At 65.6% G+C, this 22,566-nt stretch carries 27 protein-coding genes, 1 tRNA gene and 1 riboswitch; of the genes, 10 read left to right on the top strand and 18 right to left on the bottom strand.

What is annotated here, in order from left to right; genetic code table 11:
• The first annotated feature begins 70 nt into the window (after positions 1-70).
• Entirely contained in the window at positions 71-577 is a 507-nt protein-coding gene (locus AC3A6I_RS07040) for a Crp/Fnr family transcriptional regulator (RefSeq protein ID WP_487542921.1), read from the top strand.
• A 19-nt stretch (positions 578-596) separates the two neighbouring features.
• On the opposite strand, the gene AC3A6I_RS07035 is transcribed toward AC3A6I_RS07040, so the two are convergent.
• The 6 genes from AC3A6I_RS07035 to AC3A6I_RS07010 form a co-directional block, all read right to left on the bottom strand.
• A complete protein-coding gene (locus tag AC3A6I_RS07035; protein WP_487542919.1) occupies positions 597-1,370 on the bottom strand; it encodes a metallophosphoesterase family protein in 774 nt (257 codons plus the stop codon).
• A gap of 19 nt (positions 1,371-1,389) precedes the next feature.
• Complete coding sequence (locus AC3A6I_RS07030) at positions 1,390-2,367, bottom strand: phosphotransferase enzyme family protein (RefSeq protein ID WP_487542917.1); 978 nt, start codon at positions 2,365-2,367, stop codon at positions 1,390-1,392.
• A 29-nt stretch (positions 2,368-2,396) separates the two neighbouring features.
• Positions 2,397-2,473, bottom strand: a tRNA-Pro gene (locus AC3A6I_RS07025).
• A 119-nt stretch (positions 2,474-2,592) separates the two neighbouring features.
• Complete coding sequence (gene ybaK, locus AC3A6I_RS07020) at positions 2,593-3,066, bottom strand: Cys-tRNA(Pro) deacylase (protein ID WP_487542915.1); 474 nt, start codon at positions 3,064-3,066, stop codon at positions 2,593-2,595.
• A gap of 50 nt (positions 3,067-3,116) precedes the next feature.
• The gene (locus AC3A6I_RS07015) at positions 3,117-3,659 is read right to left on the bottom strand and encodes a MerR family transcriptional regulator (protein WP_487542913.1); all 543 of its coding nucleotides are present in this window, start codon (positions 3,657-3,659) and stop codon (positions 3,117-3,119) included.
• Positions 3,660-3,685: 26 nt separating this feature from the next.
• A complete protein-coding gene (locus AC3A6I_RS07010; protein WP_487542911.1) occupies positions 3,686-3,997 on the bottom strand; it encodes an integration host factor subunit alpha in 312 nt (103 codons plus the stop codon).
• Positions 3,998-4,194: 197 nt separating this feature from the next.
• Between AC3A6I_RS07010 and AC3A6I_RS07005 the strand changes: the two genes are divergently transcribed.
• Positions 4,195-4,440 (top strand): BrnT family toxin, encoded by a 246-nt coding sequence (locus AC3A6I_RS07005; RefSeq protein WP_487544997.1) that lies wholly within the window; start codon positions 4,195-4,197, stop codon positions 4,438-4,440.
• Positions 4,437-4,739, top strand: coding sequence for a BrnA antitoxin family protein (locus AC3A6I_RS07000; RefSeq protein WP_487542909.1), 303 nt, complete (start codon positions 4,437-4,439; stop codon positions 4,737-4,739). Before AC3A6I_RS07005 ends, AC3A6I_RS07000 begins: the two co-directional genes overlap by 4 nt.
• Before the next feature lie 9 nt (positions 4,740-4,748).
• On the opposite strand, the gene AC3A6I_RS06995 is transcribed toward AC3A6I_RS07000, so the two are convergent.
• The 4 genes from AC3A6I_RS06995 to AC3A6I_RS06980 all read right to left on the bottom strand — a co-directional run bounded on the left by AC3A6I_RS06995 (position 4,749) and on the right by AC3A6I_RS06980 (position 7,958).
• Complete coding sequence (locus AC3A6I_RS06995; protein ID WP_487542907.1) at positions 4,749-5,717, bottom strand: beta-ketoacyl-ACP synthase III; 969 nt, start codon at positions 5,715-5,717, stop codon at positions 4,749-4,751.
• A complete protein-coding gene (gene plsX, locus AC3A6I_RS06990) occupies positions 5,714-6,802 on the bottom strand; it encodes a phosphate acyltransferase PlsX (protein WP_487542905.1) in 1,089 nt (362 codons plus the stop codon). The genes AC3A6I_RS06995 and plsX overlap by 4 nt, the downstream gene beginning before the upstream one ends.
• 86 nt (positions 6,803-6,888) lie before the next feature.
• On the bottom strand, positions 6,889-7,434 hold the full coding sequence (locus AC3A6I_RS06985) for a YceD family protein (protein ID WP_487542903.1): 546 nt from the start codon (positions 7,432-7,434) through the stop codon (positions 6,889-6,891).
• Positions 7,431-7,958: a ubiquinol-cytochrome C chaperone family protein gene (locus AC3A6I_RS06980; protein ID WP_487542901.1), complete on the bottom strand. Its 528-nt coding sequence runs from the start codon at positions 7,956-7,958 to the stop codon at positions 7,431-7,433. Before AC3A6I_RS06980 ends, AC3A6I_RS06985 begins: the two co-directional genes overlap by 4 nt.
• 161 nt (positions 7,959-8,119) lie before the next feature.
• Between AC3A6I_RS06980 and AC3A6I_RS06975 the strand changes: the two genes are divergently transcribed.
• Positions 8,120-8,569, top strand: a complete 450-nt coding sequence (locus tag AC3A6I_RS06975) for an outer membrane protein assembly factor BamE (protein ID WP_487542899.1) — start codon at positions 8,120-8,122, stop codon at positions 8,567-8,569.
• Positions 8,570-8,738: 169 nt separating this feature from the next.
• Here the strand turns inward: AC3A6I_RS06975 and AC3A6I_RS06970 are convergent, their stop codons facing one another.
• From AC3A6I_RS06970 to glyA, 4 genes are all read right to left on the bottom strand, one after another.
• Positions 8,739-9,953, bottom strand: coding sequence for an MFS transporter (locus tag AC3A6I_RS06970; RefSeq protein ID WP_487542897.1), 1,215 nt, complete (start codon positions 9,951-9,953; stop codon positions 8,739-8,741).
• A gap of 6 nt (positions 9,954-9,959) precedes the next feature.
• On the bottom strand, positions 9,960-10,460 hold the full coding sequence (gene nusB, locus AC3A6I_RS06965; protein WP_487542895.1) for a transcription antitermination factor NusB: 501 nt from the start codon (positions 10,458-10,460) through the stop codon (positions 9,960-9,962).
• 74 nt (positions 10,461-10,534) lie between these two features.
• Positions 10,535-11,014, bottom strand: a complete 480-nt coding sequence (gene nrdR, locus AC3A6I_RS06960) for a transcriptional regulator NrdR (protein WP_487542893.1) — start codon at positions 11,012-11,014, stop codon at positions 10,535-10,537.
• A 160-nt stretch (positions 11,015-11,174) separates the two neighbouring features.
• Complete coding sequence (gene glyA / locus AC3A6I_RS06955; protein WP_487542891.1) at positions 11,175-12,476, bottom strand: serine hydroxymethyltransferase; 1,302 nt, start codon at positions 12,474-12,476, stop codon at positions 11,175-11,177.
• A 139-nt stretch (positions 12,477-12,615) separates the two neighbouring features.
• Positions 12,616-12,698: riboswitch (ZMP/ZTP riboswitch) on the bottom strand.
• A gap of 165 nt (positions 12,699-12,863) precedes the next feature.
• Here glyA and AC3A6I_RS06950 point away from each other — a divergent pair.
• On the top strand, positions 12,864-13,277 hold the full coding sequence (locus AC3A6I_RS06950; RefSeq protein ID WP_487542889.1) for a BA14K family protein: 414 nt from the start codon (positions 12,864-12,866) through the stop codon (positions 13,275-13,277).
• 27 nt (positions 13,278-13,304) lie between these two features.
• On the opposite strand, the gene AC3A6I_RS06945 is transcribed toward AC3A6I_RS06950, so the two are convergent.
• Positions 13,305-13,787 (bottom strand): SixA phosphatase family protein, encoded by a 483-nt coding sequence (locus tag AC3A6I_RS06945; protein WP_487542887.1) that lies wholly within the window; start codon positions 13,785-13,787, stop codon positions 13,305-13,307.
• A gap of 429 nt (positions 13,788-14,216) precedes the next feature.
• Between AC3A6I_RS06945 and parC the strand changes: the two genes are divergently transcribed.
• Complete coding sequence (gene parC, locus AC3A6I_RS06940; protein WP_487542885.1) at positions 14,217-16,484, top strand: DNA topoisomerase IV subunit A; 2,268 nt, start codon at positions 14,217-14,219, stop codon at positions 16,482-16,484.
• On the top strand, positions 16,477-17,385 hold the full coding sequence (locus AC3A6I_RS06935) for a hypothetical protein (protein ID WP_487542883.1): 909 nt from the start codon (positions 16,477-16,479) through the stop codon (positions 17,383-17,385). The genes parC and AC3A6I_RS06935 overlap by 8 nt, the downstream gene beginning before the upstream one ends.
• A gap of 43 nt (positions 17,386-17,428) precedes the next feature.
• Here AC3A6I_RS06935 and AC3A6I_RS06930 read toward each other — a convergent pair whose 3' ends face one another.
• Together AC3A6I_RS06930 and AC3A6I_RS06925 are read right to left on the bottom strand one after the other, a co-directional pair.
• Positions 17,429-18,157 (bottom strand): arginyltransferase, encoded by a 729-nt coding sequence (locus AC3A6I_RS06930; protein ID WP_487542881.1) that lies wholly within the window; start codon positions 18,155-18,157, stop codon positions 17,429-17,431.
• A 79-nt stretch (positions 18,158-18,236) separates the two neighbouring features.
• Positions 18,237-18,725: an RDD family protein gene (locus tag AC3A6I_RS06925; RefSeq protein ID WP_487542880.1), complete on the bottom strand. Its 489-nt coding sequence runs from the start codon at positions 18,723-18,725 to the stop codon at positions 18,237-18,239.
• A 154-nt stretch (positions 18,726-18,879) separates the two neighbouring features.
• Here AC3A6I_RS06925 and AC3A6I_RS06920 point away from each other — a divergent pair, with 154 nt between their 5' ends.
• Positions 18,880-19,557: an isochorismatase family protein gene (locus AC3A6I_RS06920; protein WP_487542878.1), complete on the top strand. Its 678-nt coding sequence runs from the start codon at positions 18,880-18,882 to the stop codon at positions 19,555-19,557.
• Positions 19,558-19,882: 325 nt separating this feature from the next.
• Here the strand turns inward: AC3A6I_RS06920 and hemB are convergent, their stop codons facing one another.
• A complete protein-coding gene (gene hemB, locus AC3A6I_RS06915) occupies positions 19,883-20,893 on the bottom strand; it encodes a porphobilinogen synthase (RefSeq protein ID WP_487542876.1) in 1,011 nt (336 codons plus the stop codon).
• 300 nt (positions 20,894-21,193) lie between these two features.
• On the opposite strand from hemB, the gene AC3A6I_RS06910 reads away from it, so the two are divergent.
• Together AC3A6I_RS06910 and ldtR are read left to right on the top strand one after the other, a co-directional pair.
• Positions 21,194-21,577, top strand: coding sequence for a DUF6163 family protein (locus AC3A6I_RS06910; RefSeq protein ID WP_487542874.1), 384 nt, complete (start codon positions 21,194-21,196; stop codon positions 21,575-21,577).
• 386 nt (positions 21,578-21,963) lie between these two features.
• Positions 21,964-22,473, top strand: coding sequence for a transcriptional regulator LdtR (ldtR, locus tag AC3A6I_RS06905; protein ID WP_487542872.1), 510 nt, complete (start codon positions 21,964-21,966; stop codon positions 22,471-22,473).
• Positions 22,474-22,566: the final 93 nt, after the last annotated feature.

Genomic DNA, 22,566 nt, shown 5'->3' with positions numbered 1-22,566 from the left:
GGTTATCGCTACGCGCGAATTGCGTGCGTCGGGCTTCCGGCGCATGATCGATTTGTGACGGGGGGCGATGATGGACGCACAGGATACCTCCTTGCAGGCCGTGCTGGCCCATACCAAGGAACTCAGCACCACCCGCTACGACACCGGTGACCTGCTCATCACCGAGGGGCCGACCTCCGGCCTGCTGTTCATCCTCGTCGAGGGCGCCGTGGAAGTGCTGCGCGGCGATGTGCGTGTGTCGCTGGTCGATGAGCCGGGTGCAGTGTTCGGCGAAATCTCCGCCCTGCTCGGCCGGCCGCACAGCGCCACGGTGCGCGCCATCGAGCCGGTGATCGTCCACCGCATCGAGGACGCCGAATCGTTCCTGCAGATGCGACCCGAGATCGTGTTCCACGTCGCCCGCATCCTCGCGCGACGCCTGATCGACGCCACCACCTACCTCGCCGACGTGAAGGCGCAGTTCGCCGACCGCACCGACCATCTCGGCATGGTCGACGAGGTGCTGGAGGCGCTGGTCAACCAGCAGCAGAGCGCGGCACCAGCAGGTTCGGCGCTGAAGTCGGATCCGCGGCTGTAGCTCGCAGCGGCCGCCGCCCCTACCCCACCGGCACCCAGTCGGGCAGTTCCTCCATTTCCCGCGGCGCGGCATCCAGCGCCAGATCCACCACCCCTGCCCCCTCGAAGGAGAACCAGGCCGCCGCGTTGCGCTCGGTATCGACGACAATGTGCGTCGGCATGTCGCCGACCTGCCGGCCGGGATTGAACACCCAGGTCCCACCCAGCCGCGAGGCCCACGAGCCGTTGCGTACGAAGGGCGCCTCATGCACGTGGCCGCCGAACACGATGTCAGGCCGGTGTTCGGCGATCCAGCGTGCCAGTTCCGCATCGCCATAGGAGCGGCTGCCCGACCAGCTCACCGCCGCATCGGTGGGCGGGGCGTGATAGACCCAGAACCAGCGCGCGGCGCGCTTCAGTGCCGCTTCGCCCAGTTGCCGGCCGATCTTGCCCTTGGCGATGTCACCATCCCACCATGGGCAGATGGTGAAGCTCACGCCATCGAGTTCCAGCGTGTCATTGTCGGTATGCGCCCGGGCGCTCCGGGCATAGGGCACCCAGCGGGCATAGCGCTCGCCGCTCGAATAGGCGGAGTTGAGGTCGTGGTTGCCCGAGCAGACCAGCAGCGGCGTCAGCTCGCGCAGCCGCTCGAGATACTTCAGCACCACCACCATCTGCGCGCTGGTGGTGACGAAGGATGCGCCGTCGAGCAGATCGCCGGCAATGATGACGAGGTCATAGTGCCGCGCCGCTCGCAGCAACCAGTCGAACTGGGGCAGCGCATAATGGAGGTCGGCGACAGCGAGTATCCGCACGGCGTCCCCTTCGGCCCGCCTATCCGCGGCTCAGATACTTCCGTGCAAGAGTTGCCGTGTCCAGTGCAAACCGCTCGGCATGCACCTGCGCCAGCGCGGTTTCGGCGTGCGAGCCGATCCAGGCGAGCAGCGCCATGCGCCGCAGCAGGATCAGCGCATCGATCATCCGGATGTCGTCGGCGGTCAGCGGCCGGATTTCCATGTAGGCGGCGAGCCAGGCGCGGATCAGCGCCGGCACCTGCGGCGAGGTCTCGATGAACGAGAGGCTCGCCGCGAGGTCGTAGAGGAACCAGCCGAAGCCGCAATCGTCGAAATCGAGCAGCACGGTCTCTTCGCCGTCGACCAGCAGGTTGGCGAGCCGCATGTCGGCGTGGATCAGCCCGAACCGCCCGATATCGGTGCCGTAAGCGGCAAGGTCCGTACGCAGGGCCGCATCGAGCGCCGCCAGCGTCTCGAGCGTCTCGCCCTGGACATGCGGAGCCTTGCGCCAGTCGCCCCACAGGCCCGATGGCTCGAGGATGCCGACCGCGTCCCAGATCGGGCGTACGAAGCCTTCCGGCTGCGACCAACCCAGGCTGTGATTGTGCAAGGTCGCCGCGTAGCGCCCCAGCGTTGCGAATAGCGGCACGAGATCGGCATCCGGCTGTGGCTCGCTGCCGCGCTCGAAGGCGAACACGGCGGCGAAGCGCTCGGGCGCCACCTCCTGCACGATCTGCCCGTCGGCGCCGGGAATCGGGCGCGGCACCGGAATCTCGGTCTCGTCGGTGATGGCCTCGAGCCAGCTCAGTTCGCTACCGATCGAGGCGCGCGACTGGTAGCGCGGCCGATGCAGGCGCAGCACATGCCGGCCGCCGCCCTGCCCGTCGACGCGAAAGGTATGGTTTTCGGAGAGATTGACGAGAGTCGGCTGCCCGCCGGCGGCAATCGGCCAGCGCTCGAGCGCCGCGATCACCAGGGACATCTCGTCAGCCGGCGGATCGCTTATCGCTTCATCCAAACCGCTAACCTCTGAACTTGGGGGGAGAATGGTCGGAGTGGCCGGATTTGAACCGACGACCCTTTGTCCCCCAGACAAATGCGCTACCAGGCTGCGCTACACCCCGACACTGCGGCATGCCCTACAAAATCAACGGTAGCGAGGCAAGCGGCAATTTGAGGGCCAGCGCTGCGCACGTGGGGCGATGGTGGCCTCCGGACAGGATTTGTGCCGGATCGCCCGCTGTCACGCCATGAGGTCGATAAGCTTCATCTCGGCCGCCCGCGCCGCGTCCGACGGCGCAAGACCGATCAGCAGGCCGCGCCGTCCGCCGTTGATCAGCACTTCGTCGAACAACTCGGCAGTTTCGTCCATGGCGGTCGGCACCTTCCGGCGCTGGCCGAAGGGGCTGATGCCGCCAACCTTGAAGCCGGTCAGCCGCTCGGCATCGGCCGGCTTCATCATGTTGGCCGACTTGCCACCGAAAGCGGCGGCGAGCTTTTTCATGCTCACCTCGCCATCCGAGGGTACGACGACGCATACGGGCTTGCCGTCCACCTCGGCCATCAGGGTCTTGAACACCTGCTCCGGCGCACGCCCGAGCGCCTCGGCAGCCTGCAGCCCGATGCGGGGCGCATCCGCATCGTACTCGTAGGGAAACAGCGTGAAAGCGACACCAGCCTTGGCAAGAGCCAGCGTCGCGGCAGTGGTCCTGGACATGGCAGAGGCTTAGCGACTGCCGGCCCCGAGGTCCAGCCGAGCCGATATGGTCAGCCCTCGCGAGCCCGCTCCAGCAGGCGCTTGCAATCGAGCAGTTCGCGCAGCACGTCCGACAGCTTGTCGCGGTCGGCGCCGGTAAGCCCGGCGGGCTTGGGCTGCGGACGGAAGCTCGGCAGCTTCAGGCGTGCTGGCGCCGGCTGCGGCGCTTCACCGGCCACGGCCTCCACCTCGGGCATGACGGCGGACTCCGAGGTGAAGTCCTCGTCGAACTCCGGCTCGCCTTCCGGCATGGCGGTGGGTTCGGGCAGCGCCTCGACCGGCCGGCCCTCGCCGATGCCGATGACATAACGCACGCCCTGATCCTTGAGGATCTTCTGCACGCCCTTGATGGTAAAACCCTGGTCGTAGAGCAGGTGCCGGATGCCCTTGAGCAGCAGCACATCCTCCGGCCGGTAATAGCGCCGGCCGCCGCCACGCTTGAGCGGCTTGATGGTGGAGAAGCGGGTTTCCCAAAAGCGCAGCACATGCTGCGGCAGATCGAGCTCGTCGGCCGCTTCCGAGATGGTCCTAAAGGCGTCCGGAGACTTCTCCAACGCGACTCACCCGTGCTGAAAAGCGCTTATTTTCCAGCCCGAACCATAGATTTATTGATCTTCGATTTCAACACGTTGCTGGGTTTGAACACCAGAACCTGCCGCGGCAGGATCGGGACTTCCTCGCCGGTCTTGGGATTGCGGCCGATGCGCTCGTTCTTGGAGCGCACGTGGAAGGAGCCGAATGAGCTCAGCTTGACGTTCTCGCCCTCGACCAGCGCATCGCCGATCAGGTCCAGCACGCGTTCGACCAGCTCCGCCGATTCGGTGCGGGACAAGCCCACCGCTTCGTAGACCGCCTCGGCAAGGTCCGCGCGCGTCACCGTCCTCTGAACCATTTCCGCCCCTCTGTTATTTCCATCGCGGTAGGTTCCGCCAGGCGCCCCCACCTACGGATTATGTCGAAACCTTAACGCGCCCCCGCCCGAGTGGCAATCTGGCTTAGGGATCAATGGTGTGACTGTCGCATGAATGGGGATTCGGGGCATCATTGGCCTCGGATTGAACCCAAACCATTTTACGTGTACGGATAATGATCAGGATTATCTGGGACGAGCCCAAGCGGCTGAGCAACCTCGAGCGTCGCGGCCTTGATTTCGCGGCGCTGGATATCGAGTTCTTCGAGGCAGCGACAATCATGCCGACCAAGCTCGGGCGGCTGAAGGCGGTCGGCTATTTCAGCGAGCAGAAAATCGCCGTGATCTTCAAGCCACTCGGTGCCGAGGCCCTTTCGATCATCTCGATGCGTCGCGCGAGCCGCAAAGAACGGAGTCAGCTGTGAGCAATCGCAAAATACATGGCCTTACCGACGAGGAAGAGGCCGAAATCCAGGCTCAGATCGCCGAAGACCCGGATGATTTCGATGCCACCGACGAGGAACTAGCTCAAGCCAAGCCGTTCCGCGAAGTATTCCCCGAGATGTACGAGGCTATCCAGCGCGGCCGCGGCCGGCCGAAGCTGCCAAATGCCAAGGAAGCCGTCACGCTACGTCTGGCGCCGGACACCGTGGAGAAATTCCGCGCCACCGGCCCGGATTGGCGGCAGCGGATGGCAGAAGCCATCGAAAAGGCAAAACCCTAGCCCGCCTAGCTACCACCGGATCAATGAGGCGCCCCAGGTGAAGCCGCCGCCCATGGCTTCGATCATCACCAGGTCGCCGCGCTTGATGCGGCCGTCGGAGACGGCCGTGTGCAGCGCCAGCGGAACAGAAGCCGCCGACGTGTTGGCGTGGCGATCGACCGTCACCACCACCTTTTCCGGCGGCAGGCCGAGTTTTACGCCGGCGCCGTCGATGATGCGCTTGTTGGCCTGGTGCGGCACGAACCAGTCGAGATCCTCGATGGTGTGGCCGGTGTCCTCGAGCACCTTGTAGACGACGTCGGTAATCATCCCGACCGCGTGCTTGAACACCTCGCGGCCTTCCATGCGGACATGGCCCATGGACTGGGTCGAGGACACCCCGCCATCGGTATAGAGCTTGTTCCAGTGGTGCCCGTCCGAGCGGAGCGCGGTTGAAAGCACGCCGCGCTCGTCGCCGGCCTTGCCCAATTCCATCACCACCGCCCCTGCCCCGTCGCCGAACAGCACGCAGGTGGTGCGGTCGGTCCAGTCGAGGATGCGGGTGGCGGTCTCGGCGCCGATGACCAGCGCGCGCTTGCCCAGCCCGTTCTTGAGGTACGAGTCGCCGGTCGCAACCGCGTAGACGAAGCCCGAGCATACGGCCTGGATGTCGAAGGCGGCGCCGTGGTGCATGCCGAGCTTCTGCTGCACCACCGCTGCGGTCGCCGGAAAGGTCATGTCGGGCGTCGTGGTCGCGACGATGATCAGGTCGATGTCGCCGATTTCGAGACCGGCATTTTCCAGCGCCTTCCTGCCGGCGGCGGCGGCGAGGTCCGAGGTGAGTTCGCCTTCGGCGGCGATGTGGCGCTGCTTGATCCCCGTGCGCTGCTGGATCCATTCGTCGGAGGTATTGACGGTCCTGGCCAGTTCGTCATTGCTCATGACCCGCGCCGGCAAGTAGGCGCCGACGCTGCGGATGATGGTCTTCTTGTCGGTCACGCGGATTTGGCCTCGGGTTCGGTAACGGGCGCCAGCTCGGCGGCGGGCACCGAGGTAGCGTTGAGGGTGGGGAAGCGGCGCATGCCCTCGGCGATCTTGTCCATCACCCGGTTGCGGGCGATCTCGTAGCCCAGCCCGAGCGCGCCCTTGAAGCCGATCTCGTCGGTGCCGCCATGCGACTTGATCACCGGCCCGTTGAGACCGAGGAACACGCCGCCATTGATGTTGCGCGGGTCGAGCTTGCGGCGCAGCGCATCGAGCGCCTGCCCGGCAATGGCGGCGCCGAGCATCGAGACGATGTCGGCCCTCAGCGCATTGCGGATATAGGTGCCGACCTGCCGGGCGGTGCCCTCGGCGGTCTTGAGCGCAATATTGCCGGCAAAGCCCTCGGTCACCACCACGTCGACGGTACCCTTGCCGATATCATCGCCCTCGACGAAACCGTGGTAGAGGAAGCCCTCGCCCGAAGCGGCCTGGAGGATGCGGGCCGCATCCTTGACCTCGTCATGGCCCTTCATTTCCTCGGTGCCGACATTGAGCAGGCCTACGGTGGGCTGCTCCTGGTCGAACAGGGCGCGGGCAAGCGCGGCGCCGAGAATCGAGAAGTCGGTGAGCTGCTTGGCATCGCCGCCGACCGTCGCGCCGACATCGAGCACGATGATGTCGGTCCTGAGCGTCGGCCAGATAGCGGCGATGGCCGGGCGGGAAATGCCCTCGATGGGCCGCAGGCAGAAGGTGGCCATGGCCATCAGCGCGCCGGTATTGCCGCCCGAGATCGCGACATCCGCCTCGCCATCCTTTACCGACTGGATGGCGTTCCACATCGAGGAGGTGCCGCGGCCCTTGCGCAGGGCCTGGCTCGGCTTTTCCTCCATCGAGATCACCACCTCGGCCGGAGCGATTCGCGAGATCTTCCCGAGTTCGGGGAACTGCGCGATCAGCGGCGCGATATCGGCCTCGCGGCCATGGAAAATGTAGCTCACGTTCTTGCGCTCGCGCCAGAACAGGTAGGCGCCTTCGACGGCGACGCGGGGGCCCTTGTCGCCACCCATGGCGTCGACGGAAATGCGGATCGATTCGCTCATCGCGGGTACTGTCCGTCGTCCCCTCGCGGGAACGGTGCTCTCAACGTTCAAACGCTTACCTCACCCGGATGGGTGGGAGAAGCGGCTTATTCCTTGTCGCCCTTGAGCACCTTCAACCCGGCAAAAGGAAGGTCGGCTTCCGTGTCGCCGTCATCGGGCAGCTCGCCGACCGTCTCGTCGGGCAGGCGCGGATAGGGGTCGAGCGCCAGCGCCAGAGTCTCGACGATCAGGCTCGATAGGTCGGCCTCGTTGCCCTCGAAATGGTCGGGCATGTCGTCGCCTTCAAGGTCGACGAAAATTTCGGCGTCGGCGGGCCCGGCATAGGCTTTCTCGCCGCCGGGCAGGAAGATGCGGTCGATCGGCTCGACGATTTCCTGGGTCACCGGTTCGAGCGAGACGACGGATGGCTGCACGGCGGTGGCCCAGAGCCGGCCCGTGACGCGGATGCCACCCTTGAAGCGTACGGCATGGAGCTTCACCTCGAGCTTTTCGACGGCGGTGATGTCCAGCTGGCCGGCGATGGCCAGCCGATCCTCGGCGCCCACCACCAGGTCGAGATCGCGGCCGTTGGTGGGCATCGAATCAAGTCGGATGCCGGCATCGGCCAGCCGGAACGGCGCCGGACCGCTCATGCCGCCACCGCCATGTCGAGTTGGCCGCCCGTAATGGCGTCGAGCGGCTGGGCTGCGAGCGCCGCATGCTGCTTCATCAAATAGGCCGCGAGCGCAGCGGCATCACCGTCGGCGGTCTCAGCAAGGACATTGCGGGTCAGCACAGCTTCGACGCCCGGCTGGTCGCCGCGTTCGATCGCCTCGTTGGTGCCGGTCATCAACGCATAGAAGAGCTCGGTCATCTTGCGCACCTTCTTGGGTACGGCAAGGTCCCCTGCCCCCATCTCGCGCAGCGAGCGGTCCATGTCCTTGAAGAACAGATCGAAAAGCGCCTGGCCGAACTCGGCGGCCTTGCCGCCCTCGCCCCTCAGGCGATGAAAAACCAGGCCCATATGCAGCGAGATCATGTCGAAACGGCCGGTCACCGTGTCCGGAACACCCCACTCGGCGTAGAACACAGGCTGCCGGGATTGCGCCACAATGGCTCGGTAGACCGCGTACACGGCGTCAGTCGCCGGGTTTTTCCTGAACAAGTTCAATATCATCCGTCGCGTCCGCTAGTTCAGGGGTAGTCAGGTTTACCGGTGTGGAAGGGTTTTGGGCCAAGGATGCTGCCAGCTTGCCAGCCAGCGCCTTTGACAGCTAAACAGTCCCGCCCGGCCAAGGCCGTGCTATTAGTGGACAGCGATCGGGAAAGTCAAATTTGATGCCTCTGCGCACCGTCAATACCCGCCTCCTCCCGATCACTGCCGCGGTGGTGCTTGGCCTCACGCTTTCGGCCTGCTCGAGCGGCATGAGCGTCACCCAGCAGCGCCAGCGCGGCTATTCGATCTCCGAGGATGCCGTAGCGCAGATTCGCGTCGGCCAGAGCGCACAGCTGGTCACCGCCGTGCTGGGCTCGCCGCAGATCACCAACAGCTTCGCCACCGAGACCGCCTGGTACTATCTGGGCGAGAAGGTGCAGCAGACCGCGTTCGGCATGGAACTGAGCAAGGACCGCACCCTGCTCGTCATCTACTTCGACAAGAACAACAAGGTCGTCGATACCGAGCGGCTGGGCGTCAAGGACGGCAAGATGTTCACCATCGAGAGCCGCCGCACCCCATCCTTCGGCCAGGACCGCACCTTCCTCGATTCGATCCTCGATTCGATCTAGGGGCCTCGGGCTCTTCCCACGCACGATGTCACCCCTGCGAAAGCAGGGGTCCAACTCTCAGCCCGCACTTGCTGCGCCATGGATCCCTGCTTTCGCAGGGATGACAATCGCGTTTGACTCGACGGCAGGGTCGGTCAGAACCCGTTCATCGTCGTTCAGAAGCCGTTCATCACCGTGGCAAGCCGGCGGCGCCAGCGGGGCGCAGCGCCACAAAGGCCAGCGCCAGGATTGCCGCGCCGGCCACGGGAATCGCCAGCAGGTTGATCGCCTGCCAGCCCACCAGTTGCAGCAGCAGGCCGGAGCCGATCGAGGCAATGGCCATAACGCCGAACACCACCTGCTCATTGGCCGCCTGTACCTTGGCCGCCTCCTCGGGCCGGTAGGCGGTCGAGAGCATCGCGGTTGAGGCGATGAATCCGAAATTCCAGCCAACACCCAGCAGGATCAGCGAAATATCGAAGTGCAGCACGCTGGTGCCGTGCAGGTTCGTACCGGCCGCGCATAGAATCAGCAACAGCCCGATAGCCGCCGTCAGCCGCGCCCCGATCCTGGAAATGATCCAGCCGGTGACGAAGCTGGGCGCGAACATCGCGATGATGTGCCACTGGATGGCGAAAGCCGCCTCCTCCGTGGTGTGCCCGCAGACATAGACCATGGCCAGCGGCGCCGCGACCATCACCAGCACCATCAGCGAATAGCTGATCGCGGCGACCAGCATCGGCACCCAGATGCTTGTATCTCTTAGCAAAACCGGCATCGGCCGGCCGCCTTTGCGGTCCTCGGCGCGCTTCACGGTCGGCGCCAGCCGGGTCCGGCTGATCACCGCGATGGCGACCAGCGCCAGGAGGCCCATGATCAGGTAAGTGGCCGCAAACTCGTGCCCGGGCAGCCAGTTACGGGTATTGGCGGCGATCTGGGGCCCCAGAAATCCGGCCACCACACCGCCGAACAGCACCCACGAGATCGCCCGCGACTTGAGATTGGGCGGCACGCTGTCGGCCGCGGCGAAGCGATACTGGTTGCCGAAGGCAGCCGGGATGCCGAGCACCGCTAGCGCCAGGCAGAACAGCCAGAACTGGCCGAGCCAGGCCGCCAGTGCCGCGAGCAGTCCACCAGGAATCGCAAGCGCGGCCCCCAGCATCAGGCCTTCGCGGCGGCCGAGCGAGTGGATCAGCAGCGCCGCCGGGCCGGTGGCGACCGCGGTGCCGATGATCATCAGCGTCACCGGAATGGTGGCAAAGCCCTTGTCGGCCACCATCGTCGCGGCCGTCAGCGCCGCGATCGACATGATGATCGCCTGGTTGGAGCCGAGGATCGCCTGCGCCACGGCGAGCAGGCCGATATTGCGGACGGGCGAGCCTACGGGGTGCGTCTGCTCGTCCATCTCATCCTACCTTGGCTTGGTCGGCTCGTTGTCGCGCCCGGCGGTCTTGGCCATCTGGTCGAGCACGGCGTTGACCATCCTGGAGGCGTCGTCCTCGTGAAAAGCCTTAGCAACATCAACGTACTCGGTGATGACGACGCGGACCGGGATGTCCTTGCGGCGCAGCAGCTCGAAGGCGGCTGCGCGGAGGATGGCGCGCAGGGTCGCATCGATGCGGGCGACCGGCCATTTGTCGACCAGCGCGTTGTCGACGGCGGGGTCGAGCTCGAGCTGGTGCTTGATAACCCCTTGAACGATCTGGCGGAAAAAGTCGGCGTCGGCGGGGAGATATTCCTCGCCCTCGACCTCGCGGCCGGCGTGGATGGCGCTGAACTGGCTCAGCGTATCCTCGAGCGACACGCGGCCGACATCCATCTGGTAGAGCGCCTGCACGGCGGCGAGGCGGGCGGCGCCGCGCTGGTTGGCGGCACGCGGCTGCGCTGGATCTCGGGGTTTTGGTTGGGCCATGGTCCGGGGAAAGTCTGGTGTTAGTCTATGAACTTCTGCCATCCGAATACGCTTCGCCCGGCAAAGCCGCAAACTCAATCGTCGCGGCTGGGCCGGTTGCGCTCGTCGTCGCCCAGTTCGGTGAGGAAGGAGCGGAAGTCGTCGGGGGTGGAGAAGTTCTTGTACACCGACGCAAAGCGCACGAAGGCGACGTCGTCGAGACCCTTGAGCCCCTCCATGACGAACTCGCCGATCTGGTCGGAGGTGACCTCGGCCTCGCCGAGACTCTCGAGCTGACGCACCACGCCCGAGATCATGCGCTCGACGCGCTCGGGCTCGACGTCGCGCTTCCTGAGCGCGGTGTTCACCGAGCGGGAGAGCTTGTCGCGGTCGAACGGCACCTTGCGGCCGGATTTCTTGATCACCAGAAGCTCGCGCAGCTGCACGCGCTCGAAGGTGGTGAAGCGGCCGCCGCAGGCATTGCAGATCCTGCGACGGCGGATGGCGTTGGAATCCTCGGTCGGCCGGCTGTCCTTGACCTGCGTGTCATCGTTTCCGCAATAGGGACAGCGCATCAGAATATCCTCGGCAAGCGGCGACGCTCCCCTCCCCCTTGCGGGGAGGGGCTGGGGGTAGGGGTCCATCGGTTATCTACCGCATCACCCCCACCCTCGTTCCCTCCCCGCAAGGGGGAGGGAGGCGCCGGCTTCGAGTTAAGGGCTGACCGGAGCAGCATCACGAATAGATCGGGAAACGGCCGGTGAGGGCCATGACCTTTTCGCGCACGGCGGCTTCGACGGCGGCGTTGCCCTCGTCGGAATTCGCCTCACGCAAGCCGTCGAGCACTTCGACGATCAGCTGGCCGATCTCGCGGAACTCGGCTTCGCCGAAGCCGCGGGTGGTGCCGGCCGGGGTGCCGAGACGGATGCCCGAGGTGACGAAGGGCTTCTCCGGATCGAACGGGATGCCGTTCTTGTTGCAGGTGATGTAGGCGCGGCCCAGCCCCTGCTCCGCCCGCTTGCCGGTGGCGTTCTTCTTGCGCAGGTCGACCAGCATCAGGTGGTTGTCGGTGCCGCCCGAAACGACATCGAGACCGTTCTCGATCAGCGTCGCGGCGAGCGCGCGGGCGTTGGCGACGACCTGGCGGGCGTAGGCCTTGAACTCGGGCTGCAGCGCTTCCTTGAAGGCCACGGCCTTGGCGGCGATGACATGCATCAGCGGCCCACCCTGCAGGCCCGGGAACACCGCCGAGTTGATCTTCTTGGCGATGTCCTCGTCATTCGAGAGGATCATGCCGCCACGCGGGCCGCGCAGGCTCTTGTGCGTGGTGGTGGTCACCACATGGGCATGCGGCACCGGCGAGGGATGCACGCCACCGGCGACTAGGCCGGCAATGTGGGCCATGTCGACCATCAGGTAGGCACCGATCTCGTCGGCGATCTCGCGGAACCTGGCCCAGTCCCAGACGCGGGAATAGGCGGTGCCGCCGGCGAGGATGAGCTTGGGCTTGTGCTCGCGGGCGAGGCGGGCGACCTCGTCCATGTCGAGCAGGTGATCGTCCTTGCGCACGCCGTAGCTGACGACGTTGAACCACTTGCCGCTCATGTTGACCGGCGAGCCGTGCGTCAGGTGGCCGCCCGAGTTGAGGTCGAGCCCCATGAAGGTGTCGCCCGGCTGCAGCAGCGCCAGGAAGACCGCCTGGTTCATCTGCGAGCCGGAATTGGGCTGCACGTTGGCGAAGTTGGCGCCGAACAGCTGCTTGGCGCGCTCGATGGCGAGGTTCTCGGCGATATCCACATACTGGCAGCCGCCATAGTAGCGCTTGCCCGGATAGCCCTCGGCATACTTGTTGGTCATGATCGAGCCCTGGGCCTCGAGCACGGCCCTGGACACGATGTTTTCGGACGCGATCAGCTCGATCTCATGCTGCTGGCGGCCGAGCTCGAGCTGGATGGCCTCGGCGATCTCGGGATCGGTCTCGGCCAGCGTGTTGGTGAAAAAGCGCGGAAAGAGCGGAAGGTTCGTGACGGCGCTCATTGGCGTCTCCCGAGGCAGAGGGGATGGTGCATGTTCGATTGGCTCGCGTGTAGCACGCAGGCTGCGACGATTCCAAGGCTGGCGACAGCCTCGCGAGGTCGAGAAAAACCAGGATTCATATGGGCTCCCGTGACGGTTCGAGGGGTGCCCAGGCGAGCGGCGGCATCACGTTCGCGTTCCCCGATGGTGCCCCATCTGATCTCGCCAGTCGCGCGAACAGCGACGTTATCGCAAAATTCGAGGCGCAGGAAAAGCCTCAGTTCCGGCCCCATGCCTCCATAAAACGTTACCGTTCGCCCTCATGATCGCGCAACCTTATGCATGTCAATGGGTTAGAAATGGGCGCGGGAGCAGCCAAGCTCCCCAGAGATTTTATGGAGTGTTCCAATGAACAAGAAGATTATTTCTGCTGTGCTCGGCACCGTGCTTGCCGGTACGATGATGTTGCCTGCTCCGGCCGCTGCGCAGTCGCTCCGCAGCCAGGAGCGTTTCGTTTCCGAGCGCTGCCTGCAGCATCCGAACTGGCGCGGCTGCCGCGACTGGCGTGAAAACCGGCACCGCTGGGGCCGCAATGACTACCGTCAGTGGTACCGCTGGAACCAGCGCAACGTCGGCTCGTCGATCGCGGCCGGCATCTTCGGCTTGGCCATCGGCGCCGCGATTGCAGGCAGCGCAGCCCGCTCGGGCGGCAGCAGCTGGGACAACCATGTCGCCCGTTGCGAGGCCCGCTACCGCTCGTACAACCCGCGGACCGACATGTTCCTCGGTTACGACGGCCAGTATCACCGCTGCAATCTCTGATCTCAGCAGGGCGTCCCTCGGGACGCCCTAGCCTCTCGGAGGCCGCCGGAACGCCTCGACGCGACCAGTCCCTTTCCTGAGTTCCGACCAGTCGCCGATGTCGAAATCGAGCACCGCGATCGCCCCGGTCGGATAACCGCCGAAATCGGTATCGTCCCCGGCCAGCAGCGTGGCCGTCCGCTCCATCGCCGTATTGTGCCCAACCAGCGCCAGCACGCGCGCCGGGCCGCCTTTCGTGCGGATGAGGTCGATGAAATCGGCGTCGCGCAGGTCATAGACCTGAGGGGCGTAGGTCACCCCGGCCGTGATCCCGGCCAGGTCCAGTGTCTGCCGCGTCCGTACCGCCGTCGAGCACAGCACCGCATCGGGCAGCCAGCCTTCCGCGCGGAGCGTCTGCCCGATCCAGGCCGCGGCCTCACATCCGCGCGGCGCAAGCGGACGGTCGTGGTCGGCCTGTTCGGGATCGTCCCAGGCGGACTTGGCGTGGCGGATGAGGATCAAGCGGCGCATGGCAATTGTCTCGGCTAGTACTCGATCGGCGTCCAACATACCGGGTCACCCCGGCGAAGGCCGGGGCCTATCCTGAGATGTAGCGATGTCCCGCCGTTCGCCCGTCGACTCGGGATGGAGATCGCGCCAATCCGGATTGCTGGTCATGCCGACATACAGCGTGTCGTTGTTTCGGTTTGCGATGATGTAGACGATAAAGAGCGCGCTCATGAGTGGAGTGAAGCATGGCTGTGAGTGCCGCACCAGCTACGCGGCCGCGCTATCTCAGGATGGGCCCCGGCCTGCGCCGGGGTGACCCGGTGGGTGGGGATGGTGGGTGCCCGGTGGATGGTCGTCAGGACCAAGCATGGCCGCAGCGCAGCCTCCGGCCTCTAACACGCCACACCCGGGGTATAGTGCGCTCATGATTCGCACCTGCCCGGTTACCAAATGAGCGACGATACCTCCCTGCCCCCGGAAGACGAGGACAACCGGATCGTCGATCTGAAGCGCGCCCTCGAGGAGCGCTACCTTTCCTATGCGCTCTCCACCATCACCCAGCGCGCCCTGCCCGATGCCCGCGACGGGCTGAAGCCGGTGCATCGGCGCATCCTGCACGCGATGCGGCTGCTGCGGCTCGATCCGGATGGGGCGTACAAGAAATCGGCCAAGGTCGTGGGCGACGTGATCGGCGGGTTCCACCCGCATGGCGACCAGTCGATCTATGACGCCATGGTGCGCCTCGCGCAGGATTTTGCCATGCGCTACACCCTGGTCGACGGCCAGGGCAACTTCGGCAACATCGACGGCGACGGCGCGGCGGCCTACCGCTACACCGAAGCGCGCATGACCGAGGTGGCGCAGCGGCTGCTCGAGGGCATCACCGAGAACGCCGTCGACTTCAAGCCGACCTATGACGGGGCCACCGAAGAGCCGGTGGTGCTGCCGGCGAACTTCCCCAACCTGCTCGCCAACGGCAGCCAGGGCATCGCCGTGGGCATGGCGACCTCGATCCCGCCGCACAACGTGGCCGAGATCTGCGACGCGGCGCTGCACCTGATCATGAACCCGTCGGCCACCACGGCCGAGCTGATGCAATTCATTCCCGGCCCGGATTTCCCGACCGGCGGCATCCTGGTCGAGACGCCGGCGTCGATCCTCAATTCCTACGAGACCGGCCGCGGCGCCTTCCGCCTGCGCGCGCGCTGGGAGCGCGAGGACAAGGGGCGCGGCGTCTACCAGATCGTCGTCACCGAGATCCCCTACGGCGTCCAGAAGTCCAAGCTGGTCGAAAAGATCGCCGAGCTGCTGCTCAACAAGAAGCTGCCGCTGCTGAAAGATATCCGCGACGAGAGCGCCGACGACATCCGCCTCGTCATCGAGCCGCGTGCCGGCACGGTGGATCCGGCCATCCTGATGGAGCAGCTGTTCAAGCTCAGCGACCTCGAGCAGCGCATCAGCCTCAACATGAACGTGCTCGACAAGGGCGTCGTCCCGCGTGTCATGGGGCTCAAGGACGCTATCGTCGCCTGGCTCGAGCACCGCAAGGACGTGTTCGTCCGCCGCACGCAGAACCGGCTGGCCGACATCGCCCGCCGGCTCGAAGTGCTCGACGGCTACATTATTGCCTACCTCAACCTCGACGAGGTGATCCGCATCATCCGCGAGGAGGACGACGCCAAGGCCTCGCTGATCGCGACCTTCAACCTGACCGACGTGCAGGCCGAAGCGATCCTCAACATGCGGCTGCGCTCGTTGCGCAAGCTCGAGGAGATCGAGCTCAGGACCGAGCACAAGACCCTCACCGAGGAGCAGGCGCACCTCAACGGCCTGCTAGCGTCGGACCGCAAGCAGTGGGGCGAAATCAGCAAGCAGATCGCCGACCTCAAGAAGGCCTACAACAAGGTCGACAAGAATGGCGCGCCGCACCCGCAATGGCGGCGCAAGACCGACCTTGGCGAGGCCACCGAGATCGACCACGACGAGGTCGCTACTCAGATGATCGAGCGCGAGCCGATCACGGTGATCCTGTCCGAAAAGGGCTGGATCCGCGCCATGCGCGGGCACACCTCGGACATCGACGAGAAGGGCTTCAAGACCGGCGACCGGCTGAAACTGTTCATCCACGCCCAGACGACCGACAAGCTGCTGCTGCTTTCGACCGGCGGCAAGGTGTTCACGCTCAGCGGCGACCGGCTGCCCGGCGGTCGTAGCCAGGGCGAGCCGGTGCGGCTGATGGTGGACATGGAGGAAGGCCAGGACATCGTCGAGCTGTTCGTCTACCGCCCTGGGCGCAAGCGCGTCATCGCCTCGCGCAAGGGCGACGGCTTCGTCGTTGCCGAGGACGAGCTGATCGCCAACACGCGCAAGGGCAAGCAGGTGCTCAACCTGACGGGCAATGAGGAAGCGCGGCTGATCGTGCCGGTCGACGGCGACGTGGTCGCGGTGATCGGCGACAACCGCAAGATGGTGGTGTTCCCGCTCGAGCAACTGCCCGAGATGGCGCGCGGCAAGGGCGTGCGGCTGCAGAAATACAAGGATGGCGGGCTGAGCGACCTCAAGACCTTCCCTGCTGCAACCGGCCTTACCTGGACCGATTCCTCGGGCCGCACCTACACCAAGACCATGGCCGATCTCGGCGAATGGCTCGGCAACCGCGCCGACGCCGGCCGTCAGCCACCAACGGGCTTCCCGCGGAACAACCGGTTCGTTGGCTAGCTCTTCCGGCAAGCGGGATTGCGTGATCTTCGTCACGCACCGATGGAGCGCGTCGGTCGCGGCGCACTACCAGCGGCTGCGGCGCGAGGCCGGGCCGGTGCTCGACGTGTTCCTGGCCTACCAGCCGTATGGGCCCGACGATCCGGGGCTTGCGAAGGCGGCGGCCGATATCGTCGTACGGCGAGAGGATGTGACCGGCGCCTTTCCGCGCCGGACCGCCGACTGTGCCGACTGGCTGTTCAGCTGCACCGACCTGATCTGGCTGGTCGCCGCCCGCTCCGCGCCGGTGGCAGGATATGAGCGCGTGTGGGCCATCGAGTATGATGTCGACTATTCGGGCAACTGGGCCGATTTCTTCAGCCCGGCCGCGGCCTATGACGGCGACCTGCTCGGCACCGAGCTGCGCCGGCGCAGCGCCGATCCGAACTGGGGAAATCTCCACGATTATGCCGGACCGGCCGATGGACCGGCCGACCCGCTGATCGGGTTCTTTCCGCTGGTGCGGGCGAGCCGCGCGCTGATCGAGAGCTACTTCGCCCGGCTCGAGCCCGAGGGATGGCGCGGGCATTTCGAGATCGTGCTGCCGTCCTTCGCCGAAGCGCACGGGCTGAGCGTCAGCGAGATCGGCGCGGACGGTCCGTTGACGCCGCCGGAGCGGCGGGGCCGGCACTATTCGACCCGCCTGAGCGGGCCCAGGCACGAAGCGACCTTCGCCTTCCGGCCGCCGCGCGCCTACCGGTACTACGAGGAGGCGCCGGGGCCGTTCCGGCAGCCCGACCGCCTCTATCATCCGATCAAGACCGACCTGCCGGCGGACGAACTGCGCCGGGCCATGCGCACGCGCCGCTGGCTGGCCATGCGCGACTGGGTCACCGGTCGCAGCCGCGGGGGCAAGTCCTAGCGTCGGTGATCGGGCGTCATCGGCCCCGCCCAGAGACGATCTGCTACTCCAGCCGCTTCCAGCCGAGCGGGCCGCGCTGGACTTCGAGAGGGCGGAAGCGGCCCTTATAGGCCATCTTGGGCGAGTCCTTCACCCAGTAGCCGAGATAGACGTAGCTGAGGCCGGCGAGCTTCACCTGCTCGATGTGATCGAGGATCAGCAGGTTGCCGAGGCCGCGCTTGTCGAGGGCGGGGTCGTAGAAGCTGTAGACCATGCTGAGACCGTCGGGCATCACGTCGGTGAGCGCCACGGCGACGAGCGGGCGATCGGGGCGGGTCTTGATCCGGTATTCGACCGCGACGGTCTGCACCGGGGTGTCCTCGACCATGTACTCGTAGTCGACAAAGCTCATCTGGGTCATGCCGCCGCCGGCGTGGCGGGCTTCGAGGTAGCGCTTGAACAGCGCGTATTGCTCGGCCGTGGCGCGCGGCTGGCAGACTTCGACGGCAATGTCGGCGTTGGCCTTGAGCACGCGGCGATAGCGCGCGGTGGGCTCGAATTCCTGCGCCACGATGCGGACCGACTGGCAGGCCGAGCAGCCGTCGCAGGCCGGGCGATAGATCAGGTTCTGGCTGCGGCGGAAGCCGTTATCGCTCAGCAGGTGATGGAGCGCGGCGGCGCGGCGGCCGGTCAGGTGGGTGAACAGCTTTCGCTCCGACCGGCCCGGCAGGTAGGGGCACGGCATCGCAGCCGTGAGGAAGAGCTGGGTGTTCTCGGGCGTCTGATCGGTCATGGGGGCCTTCGCGCGATCCGGTCAGGATAGTCGCGTGGGCCGGGCCTAGCAATGGCCGATGCTTGCCGCTCTACAGCGCTCAGGCCGAACGCATGGCGCCGGATCGCCAGAAACGCTCCATGGGCGAGCGGCGCAGCATCAGGGTGCCGGTGACGAGATCGTGCAGCATCTGCCGGCGCGGCGTGAACAGCGGCAGCAGGATGCCCACCCAGGCGATCCAGATCGTCGCCCAGAAGATGATCGGGTGGATGAGGATGGCCCAGCCGTCGAGCGGCTTGCCGCGCGCCGGGGTCAGCACCAGGTCGAACATGCGCATGCCGACGGTCGAGCGCGCCGGCGAGCCGAGCGTTGCCGCGTAGTAGGCAAGGATGGCGAAGGGGATGATGAAGGGCAGCGTGATCAGCCCGACGCCGAGCGTGACAACGCCGATGATCAGCCCAACCACCAGCATGGCCATAGCGATGGCGAAGATGATGACTGTATCGACCAGCCACGCCATTACGCGGCGCGACAGCACGCCATCGAACAATTCCGGTGCAGTGGCCGGATCGGGAAGGTGGTCGCTCATCTGTGTTGTCCCATTCATGGGTCACAAGATGGGTACCGCTGGCCCTCACACAAGTGCTTGGGAGCGCGAGGTGCCGATTTTGTCTCACGCCACGGCTTCACAGGTCTGCCACATATCGGTATCCCATCGGTACGCCGAAACCCAAAGGTGACTCATGCATACCGTGGCTCTCCCGGCCGACCTCGTCAGCGGCGTGCTGCAGCGGACCGGCAAGGTGCATCCGTTCGACCGGATCGATCCCCAGCGGACGGCCCTGCTCGTGGTGGACATGCAGAACTATTTTTGCGCGCCGGGCTATATGGGCGAGGTACCGATGGCCCGCGCGATCGTGCCGACGATCAACCGGCTGGCCGGCACGGTGCGGGAGCGCGGCGGGCATGTGGTGTGGATCAAGGGCAGCAGCGCGGGCAGCGCCGAGACCTGGTCGGTGTTCAACACCTACCTGATGACGCCCGAGCGGCTGAAGACGCGGCTCGAGACGCTGGCCGAAGGGCATGAGGGGCACGAGATCTACACCGGCCTCGAGGTGCAGCCCGAGGATGGGCAGATCGCGAAGACGCGGTTCAGCGCGTTCGTGCCGGGCTCGTCGGGGCTGGACGCGTACCTGCGGGCACGCGGCATCGACACCGTGCTGGTGGCAGGGACGACGACCGATGTGTGCTGCGACAGCACGGCGCGGGATGCGAGCATGCTGAACTACAAGAGCATCATGGTGTCGGATGCCAACGCAACCTACACGGACGCGGCGCACCTGGCGTCGCTGATGGCGTTCTATCGCGTGTTCGGGGATGTGCAGACGGTGGACGAGGTGGTGAGGTTTATGGGTCGGTAGGTTGAGGCGAGACCGCACCCCCTCTCTGCTGCGACTAACTCGCTGACGCTCGTAAGTCTCGCGTCTCCCCCGCCAGGGGGGAGAGGGTGCGTTGCTGCAGGACTCGGTGTTCGTGGAAGGCTTCTCCCCCCTGGCGGGGGAGAAAGCGATTTCTTGGGCTTAGTCCTTACTAAGCCTTAGAAATCGCAAGAGAGGGGGGCGTGGGAGGCACGGTGCGCCATCGCACCCCCTCTCTGCTGCGACTAACTCGCTGACGCTCGTAAGTCTCGCGTCTCCCCCGCCAAGGGGGAGAGGTGCGTTGCTGCAGGCACAGTTGGCCTAGCCGTTACCTGTTCAGCAATCGCGCCGCTTCCAGCGCGAAATAGGTCAGCACGCCGTCGCAGCCGGCGCGCTTGAAGGACATCAGGCTTTCGAGCATGGCGCCCTCGCCGTTGATGGCGCCGGCTTCGGCGGCGAAGCGGATCATCGCGTACTCACCGCTGACCTGGTAGGCGAAGAGCGGGACGTCGAAGGCGTCGTGCACGCGCTGGACGATATCAAGATAAGGCAGGCCGGGCTTCACCATCACCATGTCGGCGCCCTCGGCGATGTCCTGCGCCACTTCGCGCATGGCCTCGTCGGAATTGGCGTAGTCGAGCTGGTAGGTGCGCTTGTCGCCGACGAGCCGGCTGCCCGAGCCCACCGCCTCGCGGAACGGGCCGTAATAGACCGAGGCGAACTTGGCCGAGTAGGCCATGATGGCGACCTGGTCGAAGCCTTCGTCGTCGAGGGCGCGGCGGATGGCGGCGACGCGGCCGTCCATCATGTCGGAGGGGGCGATGATGTCGGCGCCGGCCCTGGCCTGCATCAGCGCGGCCCTGACCATGGCCTCGACGGTCTCGTCGTTGAGGATTTCGCCGTCCCGGACCAGCCCGTCCTGGCCGTCGGAGGAATATTCGTCGAGTGCCACATCGGTGATCAGCCCGATGTCGATGCCGGCGTCCTTGATGGCGCGCAGTGCCTGGCCGGTGAGGTTGTCGGGGTTCCAGGCCTCGCTACCATCTGCATTGCGACGGTCGTCCTGGGTGTTGGGGAACAGCGCCAGGGCCGGAATGCCTTCGGCGGCGGCTTGCCGGGCGGCCTCCACGGCGAGATCGACACTCAGGCGCTCGACGCCGGGCAGCGTGCGGATGGCGGTGCGCTCGTTCTGGCCCTCGATGAGGAAGAGCGGCCAGATGAAATCGTGCGGGGTGAGCACGGTCTCGCGCACCATGTTGCGCATCCAGCCGGTGCGGCGCATGCGGCGCTGACGGCGGCCGCCGAGGAAGCTCATGTCGTGCTTTGGCCAGTTGCTCATCGTCAGCTCCGTTCGTCCGTGGGGGGTTCTAGAGCAGTTGGTCGCATCGCGGAAGCGGCTGGGGCGTCGCACCATCCCACCCACGGTGTCATCCCGGCGCAGGCCGGGATCCATCCTGAGGTCGACGCGACATCCTACTATGGGGGAAGCATCTCAGGATGGGCCCCGGCCTGCGCCGGGGTGACCCGGTGGTTGTGGAGGGTACGGTGGGTGGAGCGGTGACCCGGTGGGTAGGGTGGCTGCGAAGGGCGGCCCTACCCCGCGCTTGTCGCATCGGTGGGTTGCCGTTAAACCTCGCGCATGGATCTGAAGAGCGAAATCGCCGGCCGGTATCTGCGGATCATCGCCATCATCGCGCTACTGCTGGGGCTGGCCGATGCGGCGCGGCTGCTTGGCGTCTCCACCGGGGCGCAGAGCCCGATCATCCAGCTCGGGCCGATGGGCTTTTCCTATCTCGCCGTGTTCTCGATCGCCCGGCTGTTCGCGGCGGTGGGACTGTGGATCCGCGCCAGCTGGGGTGCTGTGCTGCTCGTCATCGCCACTGTGGTCGAGCTCGCGATGTATTTTGCCGGCTCGCCCGACGTGCGGATCGATGCCGTCGGCTTTGCCATCCGCCTGCTGCTGGTGGGCAGCGTCGCGGTGCTGTTCTTCCTCAATTTCCGGCTGCGTCGGGCGCGCGACTAGCTCGGATGTCGGCAACCGCCACGGTGTCATTCCCGCGAAAGCGGGAAGCTCTGTTTGCGGTGGTTGCGACCAAACGGAGATCCCCGCTTTCGCGGGGATGACACCGTGATGAACTGCGCGGCGCTGCGGTTGGGGTCGCCCCCTCCACCAGCTTCGCTGGTCCCCCCTCCCCCGCTGCGCAGGGGAGGATCAAAGGCCGTATACGAAACATTCAGGTTACAATTTTCTGACCTGTGGTTACGTCTCGTAAAGCCAAATTCCTGAACTTTTTCCGTAAGATAGTTTTAAGTCTACGGCTTAGGGCAATCTTATTTGGGGGGCCGTAGTTTGGGTCGCATGAGACGCGAAGAAATCGCGCACATCGACGACAGGACAGTGAGGCACAAATGGCTATCAAATCCAACGCCGCAGAGGCGATGGTTCCGGAAGAAGCAGCAGGGCTGAAGCCGCTCTACCTCGAAGCCGTCAGCCGCGTCGAGCGGTTGCACCGCCGGCTCCTCGACCTGATCAAGGACGAGTTCGACCGGATGGGCTGGGACGACATCAACCCGGTGCAGGCGCTGCTGATGTTCAACATCGGCGATGCCGAGATGACCGCCGGCGAGCTGCGCTCCCGCGGCTACTACCTGGGCTCGAACGTCTCGTACAATCTCAAGAAGCTGGTCGAGACGGGCTATATCTTCCAGGAGCGCTCGCGTTCGGACCGCCGTTCGGTCCGCATCCGGCTGACGCCGAAGGGTGAGGAAGTGGCCGAGGTGATCGACGAGCTCTACGATCGCCACCTCAAGTCGATCGAGAAGGTCGGCGGGCTGAGCCAGGACTCGTTCTCGGACCTCAACAAGGCGCTGGGCCGCCTGGAGCGCTTCTGGGTGGACCAGATCCTCTACAAGCTCTGATATCCGGAGCGGGGAAACGGGGATTCCCGCTTTCGCGGGAATGACGGCGGTGGTCGCCGCGATTTGCGATCAATTTTCTGTGGTTTTGCCGCC

This window comes from Devosia sp. Soil_C_22 (assembly GCF_057657195.1).
This window is presented reverse-complemented; position numbering and strand designations above follow the sequence as displayed.